Source organism: Bacillus cereus group sp. MG4 (genome assembly GCF_040460055.1).
GTDB lineage: Bacteria > Bacillota > Bacilli > Bacillales > Bacillaceae_G > Bacillus_A > Bacillus_A wiedmannii.
The window spans coordinates 4,751,599-4,778,302 of sequence record NZ_JARVGZ010000001.1 but is presented as its reverse complement, the minus strand read 5'-3'; the positions used below and the strand labels follow the sequence as shown (position 1 = coordinate 4,778,302).

Below are 26,704 nucleotides of genomic sequence, written 5' to 3'. Positions count from 1 at the left end.
CTACTTCTCTATATCAAACATTTCGACATTCAATTATGCAAAGTTCCATACCACTATGTTACAATATATAAATAGAACTAGGAGGGATACTATGATTCGGAAAGCAAAAAAGACAGATGCGAAGGCAATTGCACCTTTATTATATAACGCTCTGCACGAAATTGCTGAAAAAATCACAGGCAGCACAGTTGAAACAGAAGTATTACTAGGACTTGAAACATGGTTCTCAAAAGAGAGAAATCGACTGAGCTATGAAAACTGTTTTGTATATGTACAAGACGGGGTTGCAGTTGGGGTTATTGTCGCTTATCACGGTAGTGAAGCAACAAGTCTTGATGCACCAATTGTACATTACTTAAGAGAATTACATAAAGATGAATCAATTACGTTAGAAAAAGAAGCTGAACTTGATGAATATTACATTGATACATTATCAGTTTCAAGTGCATATGGCGGAAAAGGAATCGGTTCTCAATTAATTGAAGCTGCTGAAATCCATGCAACTGAAAAGAAGCATGAAAAAATCGCATTACTTGTTAATTTGGAAAACAAACGTGCCTATTCACTATATGAAAAACTAGGTTATAAAAAAGATCAAATCGTTATGCTTGTTGGCGAACCTTATGCACATCTCGTAAAAACATTAAACATCAAAATTTCTATATCTTAAAAAGAAAGCACACGATTTATATATAAATCGTGTGCTTTTATGTTAATTTTGTATTTAATACATTTCCATCCATCGCTTCGTGGAATGTATAGGTTGTACATCCCCATGGCTTCCTATGTAAAATAGGAGCACCAGACCATCCCATCGCTCTCAGTTCCGCACCAACCATTGCATTAATGTAATTATGACCTACAAGAGCAATACTTCCATGTACGAGAGCATAACGGTGTAATAAGTAAGCCGCTTGCCTTGCCCTCTCTCTTACTTCCTTATAAGACTCAACACCTTTATGGTAACCAAGTATCCATAATGTTCGCCCGATAAACATCCATACGTTAGGTTTACATTTCAACCATGTTGGAGCATAAAAATTCGTCGAAATTTCAGCTTCCCTAAAAAGAGAATTTTGCATAAAAGATAGAGAATTCATTAATTCAGCTGCTGACTGTATAGCACACCTTTGATCACTCGTTACAATCAACTTTGCTGCTTCAATCGCTTCCATTGTTTCCATTGGTATAGGTACTTTTTCTGTTATAGCATGTAAGTCATATCCTTTCATCCATTCATGAAAGGATGTAACCGTCATTCGTTCTATAGTACGATCTAAGCGGCCATGAGGAATAAAAGAAATCTTCATTCTTTCCACTCTCCATTCATCACTTACGAACTCTATTATGTACTATTTTTAAATATCATACCACGCAAAAAAAGAAAGTTATACACCTTTACATATCCCCGCCACTCTCATGTGTGACCCCAGCATGTATACCATCCATCCCATCAAAATATGTAGTCGTTTCATGATGACGAATCTTTTTTAAATTTATATAAGAAAATACAAATAAAGTTAATGCTATAACACTCCCCACAAATTCAAACATCATTTTACCGCCTCTAATTTCCCCCACTTTAGTAGGTTATTGTATATCTTTTCATTATACCCCTATATAAAGATGCACGCATTTAAACCGTTCTTTTTTTCTAATAACTTGGAGTTCTTGCATATTTTCTTACAAAATGTGAATATTTTTCGAATTTTTACTTTGGAAACATTTACAAACTAGACAATATGGTTCAAAATAAGAGGAAATAAAAAAAACCAAAATTATTCTTTTTTTGGAAAACTGTAACAAGGAGAGTTGCTTATGCAGATCGCAGAAACTGGAGATATCATTGAATTTAAAGGTGGAATGCAAGGCCGTGTTCAAAAAGTAAATCAAAACTCCGTTATTGTAGATATAACAATTATGGAAAATTTTAGAGAACTAGATATGGAACCTCTTACAGTTGTAAGTCATAAAAACTATACTGTCATTAATCAAAATGCATAATATAATAGAAAGAAAGGATCTGTATATCATACAGATCCTTTCTTTCTATTATATATTAACGATTATCAATTGTTTCTGGATATAGATCATGGTTCATCATGCGGTAGTCTGCCATTTGTTCATACTTCGTGCCTGGGCGACCGTAGTTGCAGTAAGGATCAATTGAAATCCCTCCACGTGGTGTGAATTTCCCCCATACCTCAATGTAACGCGGATCCATTAATTTAATTAAATCATTCATAATAACGTTCATGCAATCTTCGTGGAAGTCACCATGATTGCGGAAACTAAATAAATATAGCTTTAAAGATTTACTCTCTACCATTCTTTGTTCTGGAATGTAGCTAATATAAATTGTTGCAAAATCTGGTTGTCCTGTTTTCGGACATAAGCTTGTAAATTCAGGACAATTGAATTTCACAAAATAATCACGGTTTGGATGATTATTATCAAATACCTCTAAAATTTCTGGGCTATATTCAAATAAATATTTTGTATTTTGATTTCCTAATAATGTTACATCTTTTAAATCTTCATCTAATCTTCCTGCCATTTTAAACATCCCTTCTCATTATACTCCGCGTTTATTTCCCCATACTAACGCATGAAGCTGCGGCAATACTTTTGCATTATTCATCTCTTTACAATTTACAGCTTTATCGATCAGCCACTCATACTTATCTAATAATTTTTTAATCAACATCGTATCATCCACCGTTTTTGTATCATCATTTCCTACTTGTAAGAAAAATGGCACATCTGGATAACGTTCGTGCATATTAACTGCATACTCAAAGTCATAATCGTCAAATACTACTACCTTTAAACTAATATCTTTTCCTGCTAGTTTCTGAATAACAGCATCTAACTTCTGAAAATCAGTATTCATTGCCGAACTTGGTGGTTTTGGAGAAATCGTTATCTCATCAATTTGAAGTAACCAATCTTGCCATTTACTCCCTTGCGTTTCGATTGCTGTTCGCATTCCATTCTCTTTTAATATAGAAAGAAGAAACTCAATATTTTTCAGCAATGCTGGATTTCCACCTGAAATCGTAACATGAGAAAAATTTTCGCCACCAATTTCTACAAGCTCGTTCCAAACGTCCTCTGCTGTCATCTGTCTAATTTGATCTTTAGCCGATCCATCCCACGTAAAAGCAGAATCACACCAAGCACAGCTATAATCACAACCAGCCGTACGAATAAACATCGTCTTTTGTCCTACAACCATTCCTTCACCTTGAATAGTCGGACCAAATATTTCTAAGACAGGGATTTTACTCATCAAGCATCCACTCCCGTCTTACTTCCGCATAACTAGTCGGCGTCTCAAATAGACGAACAAATTCAACGCGAGCTCCTTTATATTCGTTCGCACGATTATCTTTTAGTAATGCTTCTGCCATCTTTTCATAAATCCAAACGACCATGTTTTCAGCAGTCGTATTCATTGCTGGTAACGTTTCGTTTAAATAACGATGGTCTAAATAAATTTCTATTTCATTCTTCCAAATTTCTTTTATATCTCCAAAGTCAATCGCAAGACCTATTTCATTTACATATCCACTAATCCCAAATACAACTTTATATGTGTGACCATGTAAGTTTTTACATTTCCCCTCATAACAGTGTAAATGGTGTGCTGCATCAAATGTAAATTCCTTGCTGACCATTACTCTTTTATTATGATATTTGAGCTGTTTACGCTGAATATCCTTGTCCATTTTTTGCAAATTTTCTACGATGCGAAATCCAAAGAAATTATCCATTAGTTATTTGCTCCTTCGCGTTCTTGTAGGTACGTATCTAATCCTGCTTTACGAAGCTGACATGCTGGACATTCACCGCAACCATCACCAATGATTCCGTTATAACATGTTAATGTTTTTTCTCGAACAAACTCGAATGCTCCAAGTTCATCTGATAATTTCCATGTTTCCGCTTTATCAATCCACATAAGTGGTGTATGAATTACGAACGGATAATCCATGGATAAATTTAAAGTAACGTTTAACGATTTCACAAACACGTCACGGCAATCTGGATAACCACTAAAATCAGTTTCACATACACCCGTTACAATATGACGTGCTCCAACTTGTTTTGCTAATACAGCAGCAAATGATAGGAATAGTAAATTTCGTCCATCTACAAACGTCGATGGCAATTCACCTTCTTCATGTGTAATCTCCATATCCGTTCTCGTTAACGCATTTGGAGCAAGTTGATTTAATAGACTCATATCTAGCACCGTATGTTTAATTCCTAGCTCTTTCGCAATTTCCGCTGCACAATCAATTTCTAGTTTATGACGTTGATTGTAATTAAACGTTACAGCTTCTACTTCTGCAAACTGCTCTATTGCCCAAAATAAACATGTCGTACTATCTTGTCCTCCACTAAAAACAACGACTGCCTTTTCTTTTTTCATTTCACTCATTCTCCTTCTCTACTACGAATAAGAAGAAAGAACGTTCTTGAACTGTCACAATAAAAAAACAAAACAATACCTAAAGATATTGTTGTTTCCATAGTTTTTTATAGAGGGAGTTCGCGAACCTCTCCCGTGCAATGCACGGAATTCCTTCTTTCATTGACAAAGCTTATTGTAACATATTGTATACTACCAGAAAAAATTTCTGATTTTTCCGCTATTTTTCCATTTCATTTCTTTCATTTTATAGTATGATGAATTTAATGCGAGAAGAGAAGAGAGGAGGCACACCACTGAAACCCTTTATTATTTATCTCTTTTTAAATATATTATTCATCCTTGTTACAATGCTCGTATACCATTTATTTTGGAATCAAAAAGGGAAACGTTCTCCTAAATTAAATTCAGCTATATTTATTGTATTATGTTGCCTCGTTACTATACTATGTATTACTTTCGCAGCAAAAACAAATTATGGATTTCAATTTGATATGCGTCATATCGTATTAATTGTCGGTACATTAACCGGAGGTCCTATTGCTGGTGGATCTATATTAGTTGTATTAAATATATACCGCTTCTTATTAGGAGGAATAGGTGTTTTCCCATCGCTTATCGGTTCTATCCTTCTATTTATTGTCCTATTATTTACATACAAATTTTTCAACCGAACTTCTAATCGCATAAAAATAGCACTTGCTATTATCTACAGTCTCACATACGGATTTAGTTGGATACCTTTCTTCCTTTCAAAGGTTACAAACAAGGCTGATTATATACCACATATTATTGTGTATGAGTTATGTACGATACTTGGTACGATCCTTATTTTATATTTACTACACATATTACAAACTCAAGTTCGTCTCCAAAATGAACTTATGAATGCTGAAAAATTTCATTTAATTGGTGAAATGGCAGCGTCTATCTCTCATGAAATTCGCAATCCATTAACTTCAACGAAAGGATTTTTGCAACTTTTACAATCAGATACATGTACTGAGCAGGAGCGAAAATTATATATCGACATAGCCATCAACGGAATCGAACAAGCAAACCACGTTCTTACAGATTATTTAACCTTTGCAAAACCAAGTATTGAAAAAGAACAAAGATTACAGTTAGAAGAAGAACTACTACATGCATTATCGTTAATTACACCGCTTGCTAATTTAGCAAATGTACGTACACATTATATAAAGCAAAGCACTTCTTTTTTTATCGCGGGAGAAAAACAAAAACTAAATCAATGCTTGTTAAATATTTTAAAAAACTGCATTGAGGCCATGCCAAAAGGCGGTGATCTTTATTTCACATTAGTTCCTGATCATAAGCATATTCAGTTGTATATAAAAGATACAGGAATCGGTATGGATACCGAACAAGTGAAACGTCCTGGCTCTCCTTTCTACTCAACGAAAGAAAAAGGAACTGGTCTTGGAATGATGGTCGTGTTCAGTGTTGTTCAAGCTATGAACGGAAAAATCGATATTATAAGCGAAAAAGGTACAGGTACAACCTTCTTATTAACTTTTCCACTCATACAAAAAACGTGATGAAATAATCATCACGTTTTTTCTGTTCCTTCAACTAATTCAGCAAAGGCTTTCACTTTGCCATGTGGTTTTTGATTTTCTTTACGTGCTTTCCAAGCGCGCTCTTCTTCTTTCTTTTTGTTGGACATACTTTTCAACTCCTTCTTTTCTTTCTCCATGTAGTATTCCAAAATAAGAAAGAAAACTATGCACGTATCAAAAAAGAAGTGGTCTCCCACTTCTTCCTACTTATCGCTGTAAAATTGCATGTTTCGCCTCTTTTAACTGCGTAAGATGTCTTTGTTCATGCAATTCAAGAAATTGAACCCACTGATACAAATTCAACTCATTAAAAATAGGATGCTTTAATCCATTTTCAAATAGATCTTTTTCATCTATAACACTATGAAGCGCGTGTAATAGTTCTTGTCGTGAATGTTCTAGCAATTGAATTCCTTGCTGTTTTTTCATTAACGTTTCTGTTGGTTCCATTTGCTGAGGAGCTTCTCGTTTATGTGTGCGATCAAGCGTAAGTTGGAGGTCTTTAAATGGAGTCGTGTTTCTTTCATTTTTTTGTAAAGCATATACAAGGGCAGATGTAACTGATTGTTCAACTAAATGCAAGTGATGCAAAATTTGAATAATACTCCATTTATCACGGCGTGGCTTTACATTCACTTCTGTATCATTTAACATTTCAATTTCTGATAATAGCGTGCTTCGAGTAGACTGTAATGAGTTCACCAAACTTTCTAAACTCACATCCATATTAGATTGAAGCATACTTCTTTCCCCCCTTTTTGTTGGTGAAAAGAGGTGCTCCTTATTAGAAACACCTCTTTAGTATTCTGAATTTTCTTTTATTATCTCATCATTTTCTCGTTATGTCGATGTTAAACATGTGAAAAAAAGCGCATGTTTTTTACAATTTTGTGTCGTCAATCGCATGTAGCCACGCTTCAATTTCTGTAATGACACTTTTCACACAGCCTTCAGCAAATGGTGATGTTAAATTTGCAACTTCTACTAATTCCAAGAATGATTTACTTCCACCTTGTTGACACAGATTCACATAATCTTCCCATGCCTCTTGTCTATTATCTCTTGCACGTTTCCAAAATTGCAGTGCGCAAATTTGTGCTAATGTGTAGTCGATATAGTAGAATGGCGAGCTATAAATATGTCCTTGACGTTGCCAGAATCCACCGCGCTCTAAATAATCATTATCTTCATAATCACGATGCGGCAAATACTTTTTCTCTATATTACGCCATGCTGTCTTACGCTCTTCTGGTGATGCCTCTGGATTTTCATATACATAATGTTGATATTCATCAACAGATACACCATACGGTAAAAACAGAAGTGCTGAACTTAAGTGAGAGAAATAATATTTGTCTGCATCTTGTTCAAAGAATGACTTCATCCATGGCCATGTAAAGAATTCCATACTCATAGAATGAATTTCACATGCTTCATACGTTGGCCAATTGTATTCTGGAATTTCAAACTTACGACTTTCATATACTTGGAAAGCATGACCAGCTTCATGTGTTAATACATCAATGTCGCCAGATGTTCCGTTGAAGTTTGAGAAAATAAATGGTGCTTTATAATTCTCAATATATGTACAATATCCGCCACCAGCTTTTCCTTTTTTCGCAACTAAATCTAATAAATCATTATCTAGCATGAAATTGAAAAATTCATCCGTTTCAGCCGATAACTCTTTATACATCGTTTTCCCATGATTAACAATCCAATCCGCATCTCCTTTTGGAGTTGGATTACCAGTAGCAAACTCAAAGTTTTCGTCGTAATATGCTAACTTCTCTACACCGATACGTGTTTGTTGTCGCTTTCTTAATTCCGTTGTAACGGGAACGATATAATCAAGTACTTGCTGACGATAATTCGCCACCATTTCCGCATTATAATCTGTACGGTACATTCTTGCATATCCAAGTTCAACAAAGTTTTTGAAACCTAAAGATTTGGCGATTTTCGTTCTCACTTTAACAAGCTCATCATAAATACGATCTAACTCTTCCTCATTCTCAGCTAAAAATCCGTAATATGCTTCACTTGCTACTTTACGTTCATTTCTTTCTTTCCCTTGCATAAATGGAATCAGTTGCGATAACGTTCTTTCTTCTCCTGCAAAGTCAATTTTTGCAGATGCTAATAACTGCGTATATTGTGAAGACAATTTATTCTCTAATTGTAAATCTTTCACAACTTCATCAGAGTATGTTTTCAAATCACACTCCGCTAAAGCAAATAATTGCTTTCCATAATACGCTTCTAATTCTTCACGGAATGGAGAATGAATTAACGCATTATAATACTTTGTACCATATCCTTGTACAACTGGAGAGAATTCATCAAAGAAATCTTGCTCTTCCTTATAAAAAGCATCTGTCGTATCAACAGAATGACGAATGTAACAAAGATTCCCCATTGTACCGAAGTCGTTGCGAATTTCGTTAATTGAATTGATGACTTGTTTTTGTTCTTCTACAGTTTTTGCATTATCAAACTTCTCTAAAGCAACAGTAAACTTTTCTTTTAATTCTTCAATATTTGGCCGTTTATATTCATAGTCTTTAAATGACATGAACGAGCCTCCTCTCCATTATGTGCATCCCTACTATAATTCAATGCTTACTTACAAATCTCCTCTTATTCTTCAACAAAATACGGCAGATGCTGTCATAATTACATGTAAACAAAAGAGCCTTGGATTTCTTTATCCAAAGCTCTTTTGGAACATACTATTATTTTTCATATTTTCCAATCTTTTTTAATAGAGCAAGTAATTCATCCTTTTCCTCTTTCGTTAACATTTCAAAAGACTGATGTATAACTTGCTCATGCCCTGGAAAAATAGAAGCAATAAAGCTCTCTCCAGATTCAGTTAGTTGTGCATAAATAACACGTCTGTCATTCGGGCACGGAATTCTCTTTACTAGTCCCTTTTTCTCTAGCTTATCTACAACATATGTAATGCTGCCACTAGCTATTAAAATACGCTCACCAATTTGCTGAAGTGGTTGACCGCCTTTATGATATAACAGTTCTAATACAGCAAATTCAGTTGGATTTAACCCGTTACTTTGTATAGATTTATTTGTAGTATCCATAACAGATCGATGTACACGAGATAATGCAATAAATACTTTTAAAGATTGAGAAATATCTTCTCGTTCATTATTTGATGTCATACAACTTTCAACCCTTCACTTAAATTCTCAGTAATAAAAAGAAAAAACAACTTAGTACTTCATGTAAATTCCGAATGAGTATTCACTCATTCATTTCCTCTCCCCAAATATATTATGAATGATTCTTGAATAAAAACATGACAATTTTAACATAGTTTATATATAATGATAATAAAAAAGAAGGAGTACCAAATTTGAAAGTCAAATTCCACAGCATAGTTTTATATATGGTGCTTGTTATCCTACCAACGATAGGAATTGGTGCTACATTTTATTCATATCATTCGTATAAAATGAAGCAGGAAAACAAACTATCTGCTCACACGGTTCTCTTTTTATATAGAGACTATTTAGATCATCACCTTGGTGAAGCAATTTCCGCATTAGAAATGCTCTCAAAGGTCGTAGGAACCGAGACTGGAAATATAAATGGAGTTAAACAAATTGTACATGATACAGATGGAAACGATACACGTTTTTCTGGTTTATATTACGCTACACCAGAAGGCATCATTACAATCGCATCCGAAGGCGACCGACCACCTGTTGATGTCTCAGATCGTAAATATATTCAAGACGTATTGCAAACGAAGAAAACAACTGTATCATCAGCCATTACAGATCGTGTTCTTGGACATCAAGCTATTATGATTGCTTCTCCCATTTTCAATAAACAGAAGGAAATCTCAGGCTTATTGTTAGCAAGTTTACGCTTTGACTACATTTCATCATCTTTAAATGCCATTAAGCCACAATACCATTTTGAAGTAACTGATAAACATGATGTAGTTTTTCTCAACGATGATAATAACGAAACAAGTGATGCGCATTCTAATATGCTTACTACCCCACTCCAAAGATTAAATTGGAAGGTCTCTGTTTCTCCATTGCCTATCCATCAAAAAACTTTATATCAGTGGGTTGCAATAGAGTGTATAGCTACTTTATTTTTAATGTCTATTTTATTTTTACTTGCTCAATATATGTTGTTAAAACGTCAAACAAAACTGGAAAGACAACAAAATGAAATACAAAAAATTGAATTGGTTGGAACTTTTGCAGCTAGTACAGCCCACGAAATCCGTAATCCTCTTACCGGAATTAAAGGGCTCGTCGCTCTATTAAAAGAGAAATATAAAGATGAACAAGATCAGTTTTATTTTTCCGTCATCGAACAAGAAATAGAACGGATTAATGAAATTGTAAGCGAATTTCTTATTCTTGGAAAGCCAACTGCTATCATTGAACAAACATATGATGTGAGAACCATTCTAAATGAGGTAGCATTAATTATTCAATCTGAGGCGAATCTACATAACATTGTATTCCATTTACATTTGCCAGACCATCCTGTTCATATCCGTTGCTCAAAAGACCATATGAAACAAGTGGTTTTAAACATTACAAAAAATGCAATTGAAGCCATGAATTCTGGTGACACACTAATCATTTCCGTAACAAACAATGAAACACACGCACAATTGCAAATTATAGATACTGGAAAAGGTATTCCAAAACATATTCAAAAACACCTCTTTCATCCGTTCTTTACTAATAAAGATACTGGAACCGGTCTTGGACTTGTCATATGTAAACGAATTGTAGAGATGTACAATGGGCATATTTTTATTGACAGTATAGAAAACGAAGGAACGACAGTTCATATCGAAATTCCGTTACACCTAGTATAATTATCCTTATCCCAAAAGGGTAATTATACTTATTTCATAAAACCAGCCACAAGCATTCGCCAAAAATTACTTGATTTCCCTTCATATCCAATTTGAAAAATAGGTACCTTTATAATTGATAACCATTTTGGTGTTTGTTTTTCTTTATAACGCTGGTACTGTAAAATAAGCTTGTCCAATTCTTGACTCACTTGAATTGTCTCCATACTATTTAACCCACTTGTTAAACCTAATTGAATCATTTCTTCACGTTTCATATGAATATCACGTGAAAGCTTTTCTAATGTGTACTTCCTTTTTACAGTAAACATTCATATCCCCCTTATTATACTTCCATGCTCTCAACTTTACTTCTCCATTGGCCTTTTAACTACTTAATCATATTTGAATTTGAAGAATCAGAAAATTTAACATTTTCTCCCTGTAATTTACAAATCTTTACCCTCACTTTGAGAATTATTACAAATTATTCTATCTTTGTAAATACATTCGCAATAATAGACATTTTTTTCATCTTCTTTTTTTACAAATACCAATTAAATAGCGGATTCTCTATTTTCCATATACTTTTCTTCGACATTTTTTGTTTAATTTTTATAAAAACGCAAAACATAATGATGATTGATAAAGTGAAATTTAATCATTGGGGATTTTGTCCCTTCCTCACTGCTCGCAAATAGCGGGATAAAATAGAAAGGAAATATTTATATGCGCAAATATACGATTGCATTGCTTATATTTACTATGTTCTTACCATCCTTCTTGTTTCCTGTTCAAGCAAAGGCCCATACAAACAAAGTCGCTATTGTCATTGATGACTTCGGCAATAATATGAAGGGGACTGATAAAATGTTATCACTTCCTATTCCACTGACTGTTGCCGTTATGCCTTTTCTCCCTTCCACAAAGGAAGATGCGATAGCGGCTCATAAGAAAGGGCACGAAGTTATTATACATATGCCAATGGAACCTATTAAAGGTAAAAAAGAATGGCTTGGACCAAAAGCAATTACAACTGATTTAAGCGACGAAGAAATAAATAACCGACTCGAACAAGCGATTCAAGAAGTACCGCATGCAATTGGCATGAACAATCATATGGGATCAAAAGTGACCGCGGACGAAAGAATTGTACGACTTATACTTGCAGCTTGTAAAAAACACGGTTTATTTTATTTAGATAGCAAAACAAATCCTAAGAGTGTTGTCCCAAAAATCGGGAAAGAATTAGGAGTGCCTATTATTGAAAATCAATTATTTTTTGATGATGTGTATACAGCGGCACATATTTCAAAACAAGCCCAATTACTTATTAAAAAACTTCAAGAAAAACCGATTATGGTAGCTATTGGACACGTTGGACCTCCAGGTGAAATTACATCACGTGTTATAGAAACTTCTATTCCTAAAATTCGCGAACATGCAGATTTTATTTTTTTATCTGATTTAGCATTATCTCCACCTCCTGTTTCAAAATAAGATTCATTACTCGCACTAAAAAAGGTACCAATCTGCATATAGCAGATTGGTACCTTTCCTTTTCACCTTAAATATAATCTACATGACTCACCCTGAATCCTTTTTTCTCTATTTTTTCAATTAATTGCTTTAATCTTTTTTCATTTAACTCATCTGCTATATTTACGATAACGCGGCGAATATATTGATCACCATTATCTAGCGTAAATAATCCACCGATATTAAATGCTTTCAACAATGTCCCAAGTTCTTTAATCGTTCCCTTACAATCTTGTGTTGCAATTGTTAATATATAACCACCCGTCCGCATACCGAATGAATCTTCGATAACATCAAATATATTGGAATGCGTTAAGATACCGACAAATTCATTATAGTCATTTAGCACAGCTAAAAATGGAAGTTGACGAATAACATAAAATGCTCTAAAAAAAGAATCCTTTTCAAAAATAAATGCAGAGGAATCTCCCAGCATATGTTCCGTACTTAATTTCTCTAATCCGCTATTACACTTTTTTTCTAAAAGATCTACTTTATAAATAATCCCTATGAATTTCTTTTCATCTTCTGCTAATACAGGGATTGCTCGAAATCCCGTTTCATTCATAATGTGCAAAGCCTCTTCACCTGAATCGTTCATTTTGCAAAATGTTACTTGCTGTTTTGGCAGAAAATGATATTTAACTCGCAAAATATGTTCCTCCTTACATGTCAACATGTAATCTATATATAATAAGGAGACCTATATTTTATGAGTGAAATTATTTTTAAAACGCTTTCATTTTTTATTGACTTGTAACGACATCACAAACATTTTATATAACAGAGCTCTTTGCACCTTTTATCATTAACAACTTTACATGGTAATTCATTAAATATTCTATACCCTCTAGCCATTTTTTCGCTTCTTCTGGAGTTTTCCCCCACACAATCATGCCATAATTATGAACAAGAACTACTCCTCCACCTTCAATAAAATTCGGTATATTACTTTCTAATAAATCAGCAAATTTCTTCTCATCTTCTACAATGGGAATTGTCATTTCTGTTATACCTTCTTTTCCAAAAACACGTTCCACGCTACGTTTATCGAATGTTACTTCTCCTTCTTCTCCATATAACTCTGATATTAAATGGCTATCTACAGTCTGCACTTGTAAAATACATTCTGCACTACTTTTTTTATAAATATCCGCATGCATAAACGATTCTGCAGCTGGTTTTTCTTCATTTTCAAATACTGGCTCACACATACAATTAACAACAATAAAGTCTTCTTCTGAAAATAACCCTTTATCTCTTCCCTCAACGTTTATTAAAAAAGTTAACGGCTCTTTTGACGTACAGAGTGATAAACTAATTTTTGTACCATAAAACCAATCACGAAGTGCCAATTCAGATTTCACATCTTTTAATTCATTCCATTTCTTTAGAAAAAATAACATTTCGTCACCCCCGGCATAATATTTATATAATGTTCGAATCCTTTCTATGTAAAAGGAGTATTTTTTGATTATTCTAAAAATTTAATTGAATTATCACATGAGAACGCCTTTTTGTCAATATAGTTTCACAGCTCTTCTTTAAAATGGGCCATTCATATATCTATACTTCTGTCTATTACCTATTTCATTTTGTACATAAAAAATACGTTATTCTTTTTAAATCAAAGAATAACGTATTTTCTCATCTTTTATTTCTTTATTGCATTATATAAAAACCGTGCATATTGTTCACGTGTTACGAAATCATCACCTAAAAAGTTTCCTTTTCCATCACCTTTTGATATATTATTATCCGCTAAAGCTTTCACATAACCTTCTGCCCAATGGCCCTTTGGTACATCTTTAAACTCTATTACTTCTTCAGCTACTTTTTCATTTACAACCTTTTGAATCACAGAACCAGTGAAGAAAATACCTGTATCATTAAATGGATCTTTCACTCCAAATTCATATACTTTCTCACCTGGTGTACTCCATTTCACTACACCATTACTATACGTACCACCATCACTCTTCAGACGGATTTTTGTAGATACCTCGCCGTCTTTTTCTTATATATAGGTACTTTTACTTCTTTATTTACCTCTGTATCCTCTAGAAAGACTTTTTGGTTTTGAACATTAATATAAGCTTTCTTACTTAGTTCTATTACTGGTCTAACATCGCGGATTTCATTTGCAACAAAACTTAAATATACTAACTTATTCAACTTACTAACTGGCGATAAGTCTGAAATATAATTTGCTTCTAAATCAAGTTTTTGTAAGTTTACTAGATTTGATAATGGAGTAATATCCCTTAACTCATTATTAGGTAAATCTAATTCTGTAAGCTGAGTCATTTTAGCAAGTGGTGTCACATCTTCAATTGCTACTTTAGGATTTTTTGTATACTGAGAAACCATAGATGGCTCATCTTTTTGATCCTTATATATTTTAATCTCAGTATCGTATGTACGTTCACTAGCTGCTGCCACCGACTGGTTTGCTTCAGCTTTTAGTGCTGCTAATGCTGGAGTAGAGTATGTAGCAAATGGAATTGCTAATGTTGTGGCTACTACTAGCGCCTTAATATAACTTTTTTTCAAAATAATATCCCCTATCATACATAATTTTTATAATTGATAAACGTTATCAATTATCTACAAATAAATGATAATATTACATTAAGTTTATATTTCCAAAGATAAAAAATAAAAAAACCCTTTAATCAAAGGGCCTTTTTACCTAGCGTATGAAGAATTTCACTTTTTTCTTTTTCATTAATAAAACCAATTTTTTGCAAAATATTTGCATACAATACAAGTTTATTATATATCCGTTCTGACATGATTCTCCCTTCTTTCCTTCGACCAACTTTTTTTGTATTGGTAAATTATATGAACGAGATGAGAAAATGTGTCCACTTTTTGCATACATACAAATCTTTTATCCCGCTATTTGCGGACAGTAAAACTCCCACCTCAAAAACAGGTGGGAGTTCAATTTATTTAACAAATTGTCCATTGAATATTATGCTTTTTGACTTCCTCTTCAAAACTATAGGGCATTTTCTTATCACAAATTACATGTTGAATACGTGAAAATGCTGCTATTCGGTAATTTCCTTTTACCCCTACTTTTGTATGATCACATAAAATATATGTTTTCTCCGCTAATTTCAGCATCGCTTCTGACAGTTTCGCCTTTTCTAATTCAAAACTAGAAACCCCAAAACCAGGTAACAATCCATCAATCGAAACGAATGCTTTATGAAAATGAAATTGCTGGATTACTTGCTGTGAAATAGAACCTGACACACGTGAATGCTTTGGAGATACTTTGCCACCAATAAATAAAACTTCACCGTGAAACATCTTTTTATTAATAGAAGAAATTAATTGTGTAGCTACTGGAAATGAACTTGTTACAATCGTTAAATTTTTACGATGAACAAGATATGGCACCATTTGAAGTGGTGTACTTCCATCATCAATCGCAATCACATCTCCATCTTCCACAAACGTTGCTGCTTTATACCCAATTCTCTTCTTCTCTTCTATATGCAGCATCTCTCGTTCTAACATTGGTGCCTCTATTCCAGCTCCCGGAAGTTGGACGGCTCCGCCATACACTTTCTTCAACTTCTTTTCACGATCCAATTCTTCTAAATAACGACGAATCGTCTCTGTTGATACAGCAAACTCTCTCGCTAACTCTGAAACTTTTACTTTCCCTTTAAACTCTACCTTCTCAAGAATGGTTCGCTTTCTTTCTTCACCTACTACAGACATAGATTCACCCCATTGATTTCTACCTCATACACTGCCTTACTTATACAAAGTTATGACTTTCTTTTTCAGTGAAAACTTCTTCATGAATATAAATACCACGCTTTTTTAGTTCATCAAAAATAATTTGTGGATTTACAAAAGCTTCCTCAGGTGTCACAACACCAACTTTGTTTACACTCCCTTTTGCGATTAACTCTGTAGCAATCCCAAATGGAATACCGACGTTTCTCGTATAAGCTCTTAATTTTTCCCATCCTACAACAGAACCATCAGATAACGGGTGTGTATGATATAATACGTGCCTTTGTTTCTCATTATTTTTCATACCTATTACTTCTACATGAAGCGCATAACCGTAAATTTCTGTTTCTTGCCCTTCTTTCGATTGCAATAAATACTTCGAAATACAATCCATAATGCCAATTTCTTTCCCATTTATGTCAACCCGATCATTACGCAATATACCATAATCATATAAAGCACGTACGAGCTGCATATTTTGCTTTGGCCAAGTTCCTCTCGTCTCTATCAGTTTGACCCCTTTATTTTCTAGTGCTTTTGCTAACGTAATCGTTTCAGAATGCGGTATTATATACTGCGTTTCCTTACCATAAGGCGCCGGTAATTCAATTTCTCTCGGACGCGCAAACGGCGGTACTTGCTTAAACTCACCCTCTTCATATACTGTACGCGATGGTAAATGTGGATCATATTCATATGTCGTTGTTTCTGTAATTGATGCAGAAAAAGCAATTGGACGGTACGAGCCATGACTTACACGTACTGACTCTACAGTATCTAGCTGATTTGCTACATGCATTGCCATCATTTGCGTTACACCTGGCGTCATACCAAAACCAGGTAAACACGTTTTTTCATTTTGAGCAAATATAGAATGAGATTCATTTTCTTCACCAAATCCATTCAAATTCACACCGTGACAACCTGCTTCTGCAATACATCGAGTAGACAATCCATTTAACTTAATTGTCGTACCGTCCATTACAATGTCATAACCTTTCATTTTTGCAACCGTATCCTCGTGATTCGTTACATCTACTTTCACAAAATCAACACGAGGATCGTTGAGCCATTCTACTACTTTCAGGCCCTCTTCTTCATTAAAATCAGCTACTGTAATCGCCTCAAAAGATGAAAATTGCACTAAATCTAAAATTGCTTCACGACAAATTTTACCTGCTCCACCTAAGCAAAATACTTTCAACCTATAACAACTCCTTTAGCGATACTATCAACTAAGCGATTGATATCTGCCTCATGTACATCACCGATATTTCCAATGCGGAATGTATCTACTTTTGAAATTTTACCTGGATAAATAACAAACCCATCACACTTTAATTCATTATATAACTGCCCAAAATCGAACCCCTCTTCTGGATAAATGAAAGATGTAATAATAGGCGATTGATATTTTTCATCTACTAGTGGCTTAAATCCGATTTCTCTCATTCTATTCACTAATATTTTTTGATTGTTATAATATCGATTGTAACGTGCTTCTACTCCGCCCTCTTTTTCTAATTCAAGTAGTGCTTGATAAAAAGCGTGTACAACATGTGTAGGTGACGTAAAACGCCATTTCCCATTTTGATGTTCCATCGTTTCCCACTGATCAAATAAGTCTAATGATAATGAACGTGCCTGCCCTTTACATTTCACCAATTCATCGCGCTTCGCAATAACAAAGCCGAATCCAGGAACGCCTTGAATACATTTATTCGCACTACTAATTAGAAAGTCAATTTGCAACTCAGCGATATCTATTTCAATACCACCAAAACTACTCATTGCATCAACCAGTGTTACTTTTCCGTATTGCTTCCCTAATTTACATACATCTACAATTGGATTGATAATACCTGTTGTTGTTTCACAATGAACAACTGCAATATGTGTAATCTCTTTATCTCGTTGCAATATCTTTTCTACTGCTGCAATATTAGTAGGCTCCCACTCTTCTGTTTGACTGACCACCACATCTATATGTAACATCTCTGCCATTTGTACAATTCGCTTACCATACGCACCATTTGTACATACGAGCAGCTTTCCATTTTTAGGAACGACAGATCCAATCACTGCTTCAACTGAAAACGTACCGCTTCCTTGCATGAGAACAGTTGTATATGTCTCTTTTTCCTTCGTTGCTAACGATACAAGCTTAGCTCTTACCTCTTGTACCATTTTGTTATATTCAGCATCCCACGTACACCAATCGTATAACATAACTTCTTTTACTGTTTTGGTTGTTGTTAATGGTCCAGGCGTTAATAATAAATAGTGATTTTCAGTCATGATCCTATTCCCCTTTTATGAAATAATAAGTTCTTGTTTCTCGATATGTTCCATTACGTTTTCGAGTTCCTGCATCGTTTCTATCGTAAAGTGCGCCCCATTTTCAACGAAACGATTGCGAACTACTTCTATTTTTTCACGAAGTTCTACCTGATCCATATTCTCCACTTCCTCTTCAGTTAAGCCTAGTTCGCTACTGCCGAGAATTACACCCACTGTCCACATACCAGCATTTCTTCCCTCTTTCATATCTGATACTGTGTCTCCAACTTTTATCATATGATTCATTGGATATACACCAAGCTCCATCGCATTTTTATAGCACATCCACGGATACGGACGACCTGCTGGAACATCATCTGGTGTTACAAGAAAATCAGGTTTATACCCTTGTAGTGCTGCTTCTTTTGCTACAATATCCATCATTTCTCTCGTATAACCAGTCGTTGAACCTATTTTAATTCCTCTTTCACGTAAAGAAGCAATCACTTCTTTTACTCCATTAATCGGCGACGCATAGCGCGGTAAAATAGCGAAGAGAATCTTTTCAAATTCTTCATACATTTCCTGAATGTCTGCTTCTGTTGGTAATTGTCCGAAAATACGATTCCACTCACTCGCAATACGAGGCATCTCTGTTAATGCCCTAACATGATCAATTTTCAATAATCCCATTGGCTTACGGGCTTCTTCTGCAGTAATTGCAACACCACGTTTATGGAAAATCTCCATAAATACTTCCAGTGGTGCAAAACATCCGTAATCAACTGTTGTACCTGCCCAATCAAAAATAACTGCTTCTACTTTCATCCAATCCATCACCCTTCTTATTTATCTTTTTTGCCATTGTGACGTTCGGTTACGAAGTGCTTTCGTTCCCCATTCATATACAACTCTCACTACAATATTTGTAACAACAATAAGTACACTCATTGCAGCTGCTGGTGCTACATTTCCTGCATCATCCATATTTACAATTGATACGGCAGCTAGTTTAAAATCAGCTGCATACAGGAATACAACTGCTGAGACAGTTACCATTGAATTTACGAAGTAGTACATTACCATTTCTAAAATGGCTGGTAAACACATCGGTACCGTAACTCGAAAGAATGTTTTATAAAACGGTATCCCCATCGACTGTGAAACAAGTTCAAACTCTCGATCTAATTTCTTTAAAGCTGTCGTTGCCGTAACAAATGTTACAGAATAAAAATGAATGATATTGACTAGTACTAGCACAGCAATTGTTCCGTATAGAGAATGGAACGGGTTCGTTACGGAAAGTCCAAAGATTTGTATGGTTGGTTGACTAAAGAAGAAGACGTAGCCTAACCCAAGTACTAAACCTGGTATCGCTAAAGGGACGATAGAGAAAAAGTAACCTACTTTTCGGAAAAATTGTAGCTGATCTATTTTCTCAATCGCATAAGCGAACATAAATGTTAAAACCGCTCCAATAACCGCAGTAATTGCTGAAACAATTACGCTATTTTTAAATGCTTCCAATCCATCTCCTGTTAAACTGGAAAAATTAAAATGCTCAAATGTAAAGCTCATATTATATGGCCATACTTTCACACTTGCAGCAATACCAACTGCCACAAATAATAGAATGATCATAAGCGTTACTACGCTACAATATACGAATGAAATAACATCTCGTTTCTTATTATTTATTATTCTGTAAGGTACTGATTTGGAAGATAAGAGATTCGCCTGCTTTCTTTGCGTAATGCGATCAACTGCAAAGGCAAATATAGCTGGGATTAATAAAATCATTCCGACAGTTGCACCCATCGGCATATTTTGCTGCCCAATTACTTGCTTATATACGTCAGTAGCAAGTACATTATATTGCCCACCAACAATTTTTGGTGCCCCAAAATCAGTGAAACTAAGTGTAAACACAACGAACATCGCACTAATTAATCCGTACTTTACACTAGGTAAAGTAACAGTGAAAAATTGCTTTGTTTTACTCGCTCCTAACATATTAGAAGCTTCATATAAACGATAATCAGAGCCTTGAAAAGCAATTAATAATATAAGAAATGCTTGCGGAAATGTATACATGACTTCAGCCATTACAATTCCTACTGGTCCATATAAAGGGATTTGTATCCCTTCAAACAAACCAAACATTCCTTTCGTTACTAACCCTTGATTACCAAATAAATATGTAAGTGCGATACCATGCATCATCGTTGGTGCGAATAATGGTAACAACGCAATATATTGGAATACACGCTTTCCAAACACATTCGTACGAGCGATCGCATAGGCGTAAGCGAAAGCAAGTGTCACTGCAATAATTGTTGTCGCACCCGAAATCCATATCGTATTTTGTAATGATTGAACTAGCGTTGGTGTTGTGAAATATTTACTGAAATTCGCAACACCAATGAAAGCTCCATCTTTATCATAAAAAGCTTGTGTAAACAATTGTAATAGAGGTAATACAAGCATGATCAAAAACGCGAGAAGCATACCAATAATTAATAGTCTTTGTATCCACTCTTCTTTACCGATACGTCTCTTAATCTTTTTTTTCGTACTTTCTACCTTAAAATCTTCTAACATCTCCATCTATACAATGACCTTCTTTCCATATGACAACATATGATTTTCTGAGAAAGAGATTTGAATCGGCTTTCCTTTTCTAATTGCGGTTGCTTCTACTTCTGATGCCAATATATCCACTACAATTTTCTCGTTATAAAGATGTGTTTTTTCTTCTACGACCCGCACTTCCGTCCGATATACAGATCCGCGAAATTCCATACTTTCCACAACCGTTTTAATACCATCCTTTTGTACAACTGTTACATGCTCAGGACGAATTGCATGTTCTTCATTGTTTTTCGAAAAGAAATTAATAGAACCAATAAAATCTGCCACAAATGGATTGGCTGGTCTTTGATAAATCTCCTCTGGTGTGCCAATCTGCATAATTTCCGCATGATTCATTACAACAATTTTATCGGCCATCGTTAATGCCTCTTCTTGATCATGCGTAACCATAATAGTTGTTACTCCTACTTTTTCTTGCAAATCACGCATTTCTCTACGTAACTTTTCACGCACTTTTGCATCTAAAGCAGATAATGGCTCATCGAGTAACAAAATATCCGGAGACAGAGCGAGCGCACGTGCAAGTGCTACTCGCTGCTGTTGTCCACCAGACATTTGAGCAGGATATTTATCTTTTACATTCAGCAAATCTACAAGTTCTAGCACCTCTAGCGCTTTCTCTTTTACTTCTGCTTTTCCATATTTTTTTGTCTTTAAGCCATATTCAATGTTTTCAAGTGCTGTTAAATTCGGAAATAATGCATATGATTGAAACACCATTCCGAAATTCCTCTTTCCAGGGGGTAATGCTGTAATATCTTTTCCATCCACAGCTATACTACCTGTTGTTGCCTCTTCTAGCCCTGCTAAAATTCGAAGCAATGTTGTTTTCCCACAACCACTTGGGCCTAATAAACATACAAACTCATTTTTTTTCACAGTAAAAGAAATATCTTTTAACGCTGTAAATACATCAAACTGTTTTTGAATGTGTTGAATTGATAAATATTCGCTCATTTTTTCTCTCTCCCACTCACTTACTTTTTCGGTTCTGCTTTTTGGCCAAACTCTTTTTCCCATTTTTCTAAAATTTTGTCACGATTTTCTGCTGCCCATTTAAAGTCATTCTTTTTGTATAACTTTTCTGTCACATCTTTAGGGAATCCATCTGGAAGTTTATAATCATTTTTAATTGTCGCAAATCCATTTTTCTCGAAGTATAACTTCATTACATCATCAGTAATTGCCCAATCTAAAAATGCTTGCGCTAATTTTTCATTTTTTGCATTATCTTTTTTAATAAGTGCGTTCGCTTCTACTTCCCAACCTAATCCTTCTTTCGGCAATACAACTTCAACTGGTGCACCTTTTTGTTTCTCTTTCAAAGCACTATAAACCATTGATACGCCAACTGGATATTCACCTGCGCCTGCTAATTTCGCTGGTTTTGAACCTGAATGAGTATAAGTTGCTATATTATCATGAAGTTTCTTCATGTAATCCCAGCCTTTATCTTCACCCATAATTTGTAACCATGCAGAAACTGTTAAAAATCCTGTTCCAGAAGAAGCTGGATGTGGCATAACAAGCGTTCCTTTATATTCTGGTTTCGTTAAGTCTTCGTATGATTCTGGCATCGGTAAATTTTTCTTCTTTAATTCTTCTTTATTTATAGCAATCCCCGTCATAAATGCCGTATTACCTACCCATTTTTCTGGTTGCTTATCATCTTTAAATTGCGGAAGAACACGATCCGCTCCTTTTGGAGAGTATCCTTTTAACATATCTTTTTTATCTAAAGCTAATAGACTCGACGCTGCTGTTCCCCATACAACATCTGCTTGTGTATTTTTTCCTTCAGCTAGCAATTTCGCTGTAATAACCCCAGTTGAATCACGAACAATGTTCAGTTTCACATCTGGATACTTCTGTTTAAAAGAATCAAGGTAAATTGGTACAAGTTCTTCTTCAATCGCTGTGTAAACAGTTAATGATCCAGATAATTTATCATCCTTTACTTTTGCCCCAGCACTCTCTTCTTTCTTTGCACCACACCCCATTAATAACGAAAATACCATTCCAGTTGCTACAGCTTTAAAGATTGTTTTTTTCACTGTCTCTCTCTCCTTTTATAAATCTTATGTACAACTCTAATATAAACAACTAGTGTAAAAGCAGTATTAAACCAACATTAATCTTTTGTTTGTTGTTTGTTTTTGTGTAATACGTTGCTACTTCTATGTTTTTTCGCATTTTTCTGCTAATAATGAACACTAAATTTACAAATAATTAAAAAAACCTTTATAATCCCACAAAAAAATGAGGCGTTTGTAAAAAAACGCCTCATTTTTGTTTACCTTTTTTTGAATTACGATTTGCATACTTCGCGCTATTTTCTCCTTCATACTCTAATGCAAATTCTGCATCTGGTAAGCTTTCTTTCGGAGTTTTATTATTGTTGATTGCCGCATTTTGTTTCACTTTTCTTTTTACCAATACATTCACCTGCTCTCAAGAATTCACTTTCTACTCTAGTTTAAAACAACAGTAAATAATTATTACTGGCAAGTGTTAACAAGTACATAAGGCCGCTAGATGGAAATACTACCTATGAAGAAAGCATTAAAAAAGGGGCGATTATTTTGAAGAAGAAAGATAAAATCCAGTCACCAATTTTAGATGAAACGCTCCCGCATCAAATGAATTTCCCATCTTTTAAAGGAACAGGAAAGAAGATGCAACAACCTTTCATAAATCAATATGACGTCGTAATCGGAGACAGTAAATATGATTCCGAGAATAGTCCACTTCACAATTGGACTGATGAAGTAGACCCTGCCATTATGGCTGGAGAAGAATGGATTCATCCTACAAATGATATTGGGTGGATTTCAGAAGAAAATCAAGAGTTGCTAAAAAAAGAAGTGGATAATAAGAATGAGGCTTTTATGCATCCGCAATTTGGCATTAACGACTAAAAAACCATTCTACCTCACATAGGTAGAATGGTTTCATACTATCCAATAATAATTCGCTCTTTCGGGTATTTATAGCGAGGTGGCTGTTCTCTTCCCCCACTAGCCAGTATAAATGTTAAAATACCGACACGCCCAATAAACATAAGTACAATGAGTACAAGTTTACCAACAGTTGTTAAATCTGGCGTAATACCTGTCGATAGCCCTGTCGTTCCGAAAGCAGAACACACTTCAACAATTAAACTCATAAGCGGTACATTTTCCGTAATAGATAAAATAAAGAGTGCTGTGGCACATAATAAACCCCCCATCGTCATAACGACAGATGCTTTTAGCACGTCTTCTTCATGTAACTGACGTTTGAAGACTCTAACCGTTCTTCCGCCTCTTGCAAAAGTGTATAACGATAATATACTAACAGCGAATGTTGTTGTACGTATTCCGCCCCCAACCGAACTTGGAGATGCCCCTATAAACATTAATATACTCATAAATAAAAGCGTCGGTTGTGACAATTCACGTATATCCATTGTAGCAAGTCCACCACTTCGCGTCGTCACAGATTGGAATAATGTATAGAAAACTGTTTCATGCCATGACTTTCCTGCTAAAAATTGATTTCGTTCTAGTAAAAAAATCATAATTGTTCCAACGATAACGAGTGCAAAAAATGTTGTTGTCGTCAATTTTGTAAATAACGAAAAGCGGAATAGTTGCTGTCGCCTTTTACTAAAGAATTGCTTTATTTCCATTAACACCGGGAAGCCAATCGCTCCTAAAATAATAAGTAACATATGAATCATTTGCACAATATAATCTTTTTTGTACGGAATTAGTGATTGTCCAGTTAAATCAAATCCGCCGTTCGTGGTTGCACTAACAGCTGCAAAGAAACCGTGAAAATAAGCTTCTTGCCAAGTTGGAAAATAAAGTAGAAATCTTGTACCTAATAGTATCGCTCCAATAAGTTCTATCGAAATAATTACAATTAAAATAGAACGCATCAATTCTACAAGGCCTGATAAATTCCCTTGATTATGGTCTGCCATAATGAGTCTTCTTCTCTGCAAACCGATCTTTTTCCCCGTTATAATCCAAACAAACGTACCGAGTGCCATAATTCCTAAGCCGCCTAATTGTAAAATAAGGGCTAACATAATAATTCCTGCCGTAGTAAATGTATCTGAAATCGTAACAACAGACAGTCCCGTAACACTTACCGCACTAACAGATGTAAAGAGGGCATCGATAAATGTCCATTTCACACCAGACTTCGTAACAAACGGGAAACTAAGCAATATCACCGATACAACTACTGCTAATAAATAAAACAAAACAATGAGTTGTACAGGACGTAATTTTTGTAAAAACTTTTTTATATCTCTCATTCCATCACTTCGCTACCTTTTTTTCTATCGATTAAATAAAGAAAAATCTTCACTTTCTTTATTTGTAAATAACTGCTCAAATAATTTGGCAAATACCATTCCATACACAGTTCCATTACCTCCATACGGCAATGCGTAAAATAAATTATGTATCTCTTTGTCTTCTTTTAAAATAGGGAGACCATCATGACTACCGCCAAATGCTGCCGCCCAATAGTACTCTGCCTGTATATTCTTATACTGCGGGAACATCTCTTTTACAATGTTAATAAGGATATCACGCTTATGCAATAATTTCGTATCACCAATTGTTTGGATTTGCATCGCTTCATCTAATCCGCCTACAATAATACGGTTTTGATACGTTCGAAAATATAAGTAAGGCCGTGCTGTTTCCCAAATTAATGATTGTTCATGCCAGCCTTCAAATGAATCTACCTTATTTGTCACCACTGCATATGATGTTTCCACCATTGTATTTTTTTCTTTCTTTCCGAAAAGTGCTTCATAACCTGTCGCCATAATAATATTCTTTGCTACAATTTGATTTCCTGTTTTCGTGTAACAAATTAAATCATTTTGGCGTTTTTTTATATGTATGGCCTCTGTATGCTCAAGTATAGTAGCTCCCATTTGATTTGCTTTATGCAAAAGGCTATGCGCTAATAAATACGGATTCACTTCGGCATCACCATGCGTATATAACGCTGCTTGTTTTATAAATGAATACTTCTTCTTCATATGTGAATCGGTAAAATATTCAACCGGGAATCCATAATGGCGTAACGTATTATATTCTTCTTGTAAAAACGATACATCCTCATTTCTACTTGCATAATACAAACTACTTCGCGGAATAAACTGGGGATCAATATCGAGAGTCGGTACGACTTGCTCCATTGTTCGTAGCGCTTCGTAACAAAGCTTATATGCTCGTACCCCCTTTTTTTCACCAAATGTATGGATAAGTGAGGTTAGCGATTTATCATGAAGAAATTGTAGTAAACCTGTATTAGCAGCTGTGCTACCACATGCGATTGCTCTTTTTTCAATGAGCGTAACACGCATTCCAATTTTCGCTAACGAATACGCTATATGAGCACCTGCTTCTCCGCTTCCGACTACAAGCACATCACATATCATATCATTTTCTAATGATGGATAACAAGGTATAGAAACTCCTGTATTCCAAAACAACTTACCAGTCATAAGTTTCATAATTATACTCCTAAAATATAAATTTCTCCTTTCTATCTTTTGTTATTTCCCATAAAAAAATCCAACTAACATACGCTAGT

The 26,704-nt window shown here is 34.8% G+C and carries 29 protein-coding genes, 1 pseudogene and 1 riboswitch; of the genes and pseudogenes, 6 read left to right on the top strand and 24 right to left on the bottom strand.

Features of this window, described 5'->3' with window-relative positions; translation table 11 throughout:
• Positions 1-91 precede the first annotated feature (91 nt).
• A complete protein-coding gene (locus QCI41_RS25120; RefSeq protein WP_353836385.1) occupies positions 92-670 on the top strand; it encodes a GNAT family N-acetyltransferase in 579 nt (192 codons plus the stop codon).
• Between the two features lie 37 nt (positions 671-707).
• Here the strand turns inward: QCI41_RS25120 and QCI41_RS25115 are convergent, their stop codons facing one another.
• Together QCI41_RS25115 and QCI41_RS25110 are read right to left on the bottom strand one after the other, a co-directional pair.
• On the bottom strand, positions 708-1,310 hold the full coding sequence (locus tag QCI41_RS25115; protein WP_353836386.1) for a histidine phosphatase family protein: 603 nt from the start codon (positions 1,308-1,310) through the stop codon (positions 708-710).
• 88 nt (positions 1,311-1,398) lie between these two features.
• Positions 1,399-1,554: a hypothetical protein gene (locus tag QCI41_RS25110; protein ID WP_002096778.1), complete on the bottom strand. Its 156-nt coding sequence runs from the start codon at positions 1,552-1,554 to the stop codon at positions 1,399-1,401.
• Positions 1,555-1,818: 264 nt separating this feature from the next.
• Between QCI41_RS25110 and QCI41_RS25105 the strand changes: the two genes are divergently transcribed.
• A complete protein-coding gene (locus tag QCI41_RS25105) occupies positions 1,819-2,004 on the top strand; it encodes a YkvS family protein (protein ID WP_001165081.1) in 186 nt (61 codons plus the stop codon).
• A gap of 55 nt (positions 2,005-2,059) precedes the next feature.
• Here the strand turns inward: QCI41_RS25105 and queF are convergent, their stop codons facing one another.
• From queF to queC, 4 genes are read right to left on the bottom strand one after another with little or no spacing between them, the layout of a single operon-like run.
• Positions 2,060-2,557: a preQ(1) synthase gene (gene queF / locus QCI41_RS25100; RefSeq protein ID WP_000918895.1), complete on the bottom strand. Its 498-nt coding sequence runs from the start codon at positions 2,555-2,557 to the stop codon at positions 2,060-2,062.
• 18 nt (positions 2,558-2,575) lie between these two features.
• Positions 2,576-3,292, bottom strand: coding sequence for a 7-carboxy-7-deazaguanine synthase QueE (gene queE, locus QCI41_RS25095; protein ID WP_000036277.1), 717 nt, complete (start codon positions 3,290-3,292; stop codon positions 2,576-2,578).
• Entirely contained in the window at positions 3,285-3,776 is a 492-nt protein-coding gene (gene queD / locus QCI41_RS25090; protein ID WP_000368411.1) for a 6-carboxytetrahydropterin synthase QueD, read from the bottom strand. The genes queE and queD overlap by 8 nt, the downstream gene beginning before the upstream one ends.
• The gene (gene queC / locus QCI41_RS25085) at positions 3,776-4,438 is read right to left on the bottom strand and encodes a 7-cyano-7-deazaguanine synthase QueC (RefSeq protein WP_000711595.1); all 663 of its coding nucleotides are present in this window, start codon (positions 4,436-4,438) and stop codon (positions 3,776-3,778) included. The genes queD and queC overlap by 1 nt, the downstream gene beginning before the upstream one ends.
• Positions 4,439-4,531: 93 nt before the next feature.
• Positions 4,532-4,575, bottom strand: a riboswitch (PreQ1 riboswitch).
• Between the two features lie 213 nt (positions 4,576-4,788).
• Here queC and kinB point away from each other — a divergent pair.
• The gene (gene kinB, locus QCI41_RS25080) at positions 4,789-5,997 is read left to right on the top strand and encodes a sporulation sensor histidine kinase KinB (protein WP_353838801.1); all 1,209 of its coding nucleotides are present in this window, start codon (positions 4,789-4,791) and stop codon (positions 5,995-5,997) included.
• An 11-nt stretch (positions 5,998-6,008) separates the two neighbouring features.
• Here the strand turns inward: kinB and QCI41_RS25075 are convergent, their stop codons facing one another.
• The 4 genes from QCI41_RS25075 to QCI41_RS25060 all read right to left on the bottom strand — a co-directional run bounded on the left by QCI41_RS25075 (position 6,009) and on the right by QCI41_RS25060 (position 9,200).
• A complete protein-coding gene (locus QCI41_RS25075) occupies positions 6,009-6,125 on the bottom strand; it encodes a DUF6254 family protein (protein ID WP_000066280.1) in 117 nt (38 codons plus the stop codon).
• A gap of 100 nt (positions 6,126-6,225) precedes the next feature.
• Positions 6,226-6,759 carry a DinB family protein gene (locus QCI41_RS25070; protein WP_000941972.1) on the bottom strand — a complete coding sequence of 178 codons (534 nt, stop codon included), beginning with the start codon at positions 6,757-6,759 and terminating at the stop codon, positions 6,226-6,228.
• Positions 6,760-6,898: 139 nt separating this feature from the next.
• Positions 6,899-8,593, bottom strand: coding sequence for a M3 family oligoendopeptidase (locus QCI41_RS25065; RefSeq protein ID WP_353836387.1), 1,695 nt, complete (start codon positions 8,591-8,593; stop codon positions 6,899-6,901).
• 160 nt (positions 8,594-8,753) lie between these two features.
• Positions 8,754-9,200 (bottom strand): MarR family winged helix-turn-helix transcriptional regulator, encoded by a 447-nt coding sequence (locus tag QCI41_RS25060; protein WP_000203344.1) that lies wholly within the window; start codon positions 9,198-9,200, stop codon positions 8,754-8,756.
• 194 nt (positions 9,201-9,394) lie between these two features.
• On the opposite strand from QCI41_RS25060, the gene QCI41_RS25055 reads away from it, so the two are divergent.
• On the top strand, positions 9,395-10,891 hold the full coding sequence (locus QCI41_RS25055; RefSeq protein WP_098189700.1) for a DUF3149 domain-containing protein: 1,497 nt from the start codon (positions 9,395-9,397) through the stop codon (positions 10,889-10,891).
• Positions 10,892-10,920: 29 nt separating this feature from the next.
• On the opposite strand, the gene QCI41_RS25050 is transcribed toward QCI41_RS25055, so the two are convergent.
• Positions 10,921-11,202, bottom strand: coding sequence for an aspartyl-phosphate phosphatase Spo0E family protein (locus tag QCI41_RS25050; RefSeq protein ID WP_000495533.1), 282 nt, complete (start codon positions 11,200-11,202; stop codon positions 10,921-10,923).
• A 397-nt stretch (positions 11,203-11,599) separates the two neighbouring features.
• On the opposite strand from QCI41_RS25050, the gene QCI41_RS25045 reads away from it, so the two are divergent.
• Positions 11,600-12,370: a divergent polysaccharide deacetylase family protein gene (locus QCI41_RS25045; RefSeq protein WP_001234116.1), complete on the top strand. Its 771-nt coding sequence runs from the start codon at positions 11,600-11,602 to the stop codon at positions 12,368-12,370.
• A 67-nt stretch (positions 12,371-12,437) separates the two neighbouring features.
• Here the strand turns inward: QCI41_RS25045 and cbpA are convergent, their stop codons facing one another.
• The 11 genes and pseudogenes from cbpA to QCI41_RS24990 form a co-directional block, all read right to left on the bottom strand.
• Positions 12,438-13,061, bottom strand: coding sequence for a cyclic di-AMP binding protein CbpA (gene cbpA, locus QCI41_RS25040; RefSeq protein WP_353836388.1), 624 nt, complete (start codon positions 13,059-13,061; stop codon positions 12,438-12,440).
• A gap of 124 nt (positions 13,062-13,185) precedes the next feature.
• Positions 13,186-13,815: a class II aldolase/adducin family protein gene (locus QCI41_RS25035; protein WP_353836389.1), complete on the bottom strand. Its 630-nt coding sequence runs from the start codon at positions 13,813-13,815 to the stop codon at positions 13,186-13,188.
• A 248-nt stretch (positions 13,816-14,063) separates the two neighbouring features.
• Positions 14,064-14,752 (bottom strand): annotated as a pseudogene (locus tag QCI41_RS25030) (leucine-rich repeat domain-containing protein); the annotation flags it as partial.
• A 612-nt stretch (positions 14,753-15,364) separates the two neighbouring features.
• Entirely contained in the window at positions 15,365-16,147 is a 783-nt protein-coding gene (locus QCI41_RS25025) for a DeoR/GlpR family DNA-binding transcription regulator (protein ID WP_000117658.1), read from the bottom strand.
• A 40-nt stretch (positions 16,148-16,187) separates the two neighbouring features.
• A complete protein-coding gene (locus QCI41_RS25020) occupies positions 16,188-17,372 on the bottom strand; it encodes a saccharopine dehydrogenase family protein (RefSeq protein WP_353836390.1) in 1,185 nt (394 codons plus the stop codon).
• Positions 17,369-18,466, bottom strand: a complete 1,098-nt coding sequence (gene phnW / locus QCI41_RS25015; RefSeq protein WP_000138234.1) for a 2-aminoethylphosphonate--pyruvate transaminase — start codon at positions 18,464-18,466, stop codon at positions 17,369-17,371. Before phnW ends, QCI41_RS25020 begins: the two co-directional genes overlap by 4 nt.
• A gap of 15 nt (positions 18,467-18,481) precedes the next feature.
• Positions 18,482-19,276, bottom strand: coding sequence for a phosphonoacetaldehyde hydrolase (gene phnX / locus QCI41_RS25010; RefSeq protein WP_353836391.1), 795 nt, complete (start codon positions 19,274-19,276; stop codon positions 18,482-18,484).
• 21 nt (positions 19,277-19,297) lie between these two features.
• On the bottom strand, positions 19,298-21,055 hold the full coding sequence (locus QCI41_RS25005; RefSeq protein ID WP_048567063.1) for a putative 2-aminoethylphosphonate ABC transporter permease subunit: 1,758 nt from the start codon (positions 21,053-21,055) through the stop codon (positions 19,298-19,300).
• Positions 21,056-22,057 (bottom strand): putative 2-aminoethylphosphonate ABC transporter ATP-binding protein, encoded by a 1,002-nt coding sequence (locus QCI41_RS25000; RefSeq protein ID WP_353836392.1) that lies wholly within the window; start codon positions 22,055-22,057, stop codon positions 21,056-21,058. It abuts the gene before it with no gap.
• Positions 22,058-22,077: 20 nt separating this feature from the next.
• Positions 22,078-23,154 carry a putative 2-aminoethylphosphonate ABC transporter substrate-binding protein gene (locus tag QCI41_RS24995; RefSeq protein ID WP_000750909.1) on the bottom strand — a complete coding sequence of 359 codons (1,077 nt, stop codon included), beginning with the start codon at positions 23,152-23,154 and terminating at the stop codon, positions 22,078-22,080.
• A gap of 229 nt (positions 23,155-23,383) precedes the next feature.
• Positions 23,384-23,536 carry a hypothetical protein gene (locus QCI41_RS24990; RefSeq protein ID WP_000240799.1) on the bottom strand — a complete coding sequence of 51 codons (153 nt, stop codon included), beginning with the start codon at positions 23,534-23,536 and terminating at the stop codon, positions 23,384-23,386.
• A 146-nt stretch (positions 23,537-23,682) separates the two neighbouring features.
• Between QCI41_RS24990 and QCI41_RS24985 the strand changes: the two genes are divergently transcribed.
• Positions 23,683-24,018, top strand: a complete 336-nt coding sequence (locus QCI41_RS24985) for a DUF3905 domain-containing protein (RefSeq protein WP_000725963.1) — start codon at positions 23,683-23,685, stop codon at positions 24,016-24,018.
• A gap of 38 nt (positions 24,019-24,056) precedes the next feature.
• Here QCI41_RS24985 and QCI41_RS24980 read toward each other — a convergent pair whose 3' ends face one another.
• Positions 24,057-25,406, bottom strand: coding sequence for a TrkH family potassium uptake protein (locus tag QCI41_RS24980; protein WP_353836393.1), 1,350 nt, complete (start codon positions 25,404-25,406; stop codon positions 24,057-24,059).
• A 24-nt stretch (positions 25,407-25,430) separates the two neighbouring features.
• Entirely contained in the window at positions 25,431-26,624 is a 1,194-nt protein-coding gene (locus QCI41_RS24975; protein WP_353836394.1) for an NAD(P)/FAD-dependent oxidoreductase, read from the bottom strand.
• Positions 26,625-26,704: the final 80 nt, after the last annotated feature.

What these genes read in the sequence shown, in the direction of transcription:
- queF (WP_000918895.1), bottom strand. Translation starts at nt 2,557, where the DNA reads ATGGCAGGAAGATTAGATGAAGATTTAAAAGATGTAACATTATTAGGA.
- QCI41_RS25025 (WP_000117658.1), bottom strand. Translation starts at nt 16,147, where the DNA reads ATGTCTGTAGTAGGTGAAGAAAGAAAGCGAACCATTCTTGAGAAGGTA.
- QCI41_RS25115 (WP_353836386.1), bottom strand. Translation starts at nt 1,310, where the DNA reads ATGAAGATTTCTTTTATTCCTCATGGCCGCTTAGATCGTACTATAGAA.
- queD (WP_000368411.1), bottom strand. Translation starts at nt 3,776, where the DNA reads ATGGATAATTTCTTTGGATTTCGCATCGTAGAAAATTTGCAAAAAATG.
- QCI41_RS25005 (WP_048567063.1), bottom strand. Translation starts at nt 21,055, where the DNA reads ATGGAGATGTTAGAAGATTTTAAGGTAGAAAGTACGAAAAAAAAGATT.
- QCI41_RS25050 (WP_000495533.1), bottom strand. Translation starts at nt 11,202, where the DNA reads ATGTTTACTGTAAAAAGGAAGTACACATTAGAAAAGCTTTCACGTGAT.
- QCI41_RS25060 (WP_000203344.1), bottom strand. Translation starts at nt 9,200, where the DNA reads ATGACATCAAATAATGAACGAGAAGATATTTCTCAATCTTTAAAAGTA.
- QCI41_RS25035 (WP_353836389.1), bottom strand. Translation starts at nt 13,815, where the DNA reads ATGTTATTTTTTCTAAAGAAATGGAATGAATTAAAAGATGTGAAATCT.
- phnW (WP_000138234.1), bottom strand. Translation starts at nt 18,466, where the DNA reads ATGACTGAAAATCACTATTTATTATTAACGCCTGGACCATTAACAACA.
- QCI41_RS25110 (WP_002096778.1), bottom strand. Translation starts at nt 1,554, where the DNA reads ATGTTTGAATTTGTGGGGAGTGTTATAGCATTAACTTTATTTGTATTT.
- QCI41_RS25120 (WP_353836385.1), top strand. Translation starts at nt 92, where the DNA reads ATGATTCGGAAAGCAAAAAAGACAGATGCGAAGGCAATTGCACCTTTA.
- QCI41_RS25075 (WP_000066280.1), bottom strand. Translation starts at nt 6,125, where the DNA reads ATGTCCAACAAAAAGAAAGAAGAAGAGCGCGCTTGGAAAGCACGTAAA.
- QCI41_RS24975 (WP_353836394.1), bottom strand. Translation starts at nt 26,624, where the DNA reads ATGAAACTTATGACTGGTAAGTTGTTTTGGAATACAGGAGTTTCTATA.
- QCI41_RS25045 (WP_001234116.1), top strand. Translation starts at nt 11,600, where the DNA reads ATGCGCAAATATACGATTGCATTGCTTATATTTACTATGTTCTTACCA.
- QCI41_RS25000 (WP_353836392.1), bottom strand. Translation starts at nt 22,057, where the DNA reads ATGAGCGAATATTTATCAATTCAACACATTCAAAAACAGTTTGATGTA.
- kinB (WP_353838801.1), top strand. Translation starts at nt 4,789, where the DNA reads ATGCTCGTATACCATTTATTTTGGAATCAAAAAGGGAAACGTTCTCCT.
- QCI41_RS24980 (WP_353836393.1), bottom strand. Translation starts at nt 25,406, where the DNA reads ATGAGAGATATAAAAAAGTTTTTACAAAAATTACGTCCTGTACAACTC.
- QCI41_RS25105 (WP_001165081.1), top strand. Translation starts at nt 1,819, where the DNA reads ATGCAGATCGCAGAAACTGGAGATATCATTGAATTTAAAGGTGGAATG.
- queE (WP_000036277.1), bottom strand. Translation starts at nt 3,292, where the DNA reads ATGAGTAAAATCCCTGTCTTAGAAATATTTGGTCCGACTATTCAAGGT.
- phnX (WP_353836391.1), bottom strand. Translation starts at nt 19,276, where the DNA reads ATGAAAGTAGAAGCAGTTATTTTTGATTGGGCAGGTACAACAGTTGAT.
- QCI41_RS25065 (WP_353836387.1), bottom strand. Translation starts at nt 8,593, where the DNA reads ATGTCATTTAAAGACTATGAATATAAACGGCCAAATATTGAAGAATTA.
- QCI41_RS25070 (WP_000941972.1), bottom strand. Translation starts at nt 6,759, where the DNA reads ATGCTTCAATCTAATATGGATGTGAGTTTAGAAAGTTTGGTGAACTCA.
- queC (WP_000711595.1), bottom strand. Translation starts at nt 4,438, where the DNA reads ATGAAAAAAGAAAAGGCAGTCGTTGTTTTTAGTGGAGGACAAGATAGT.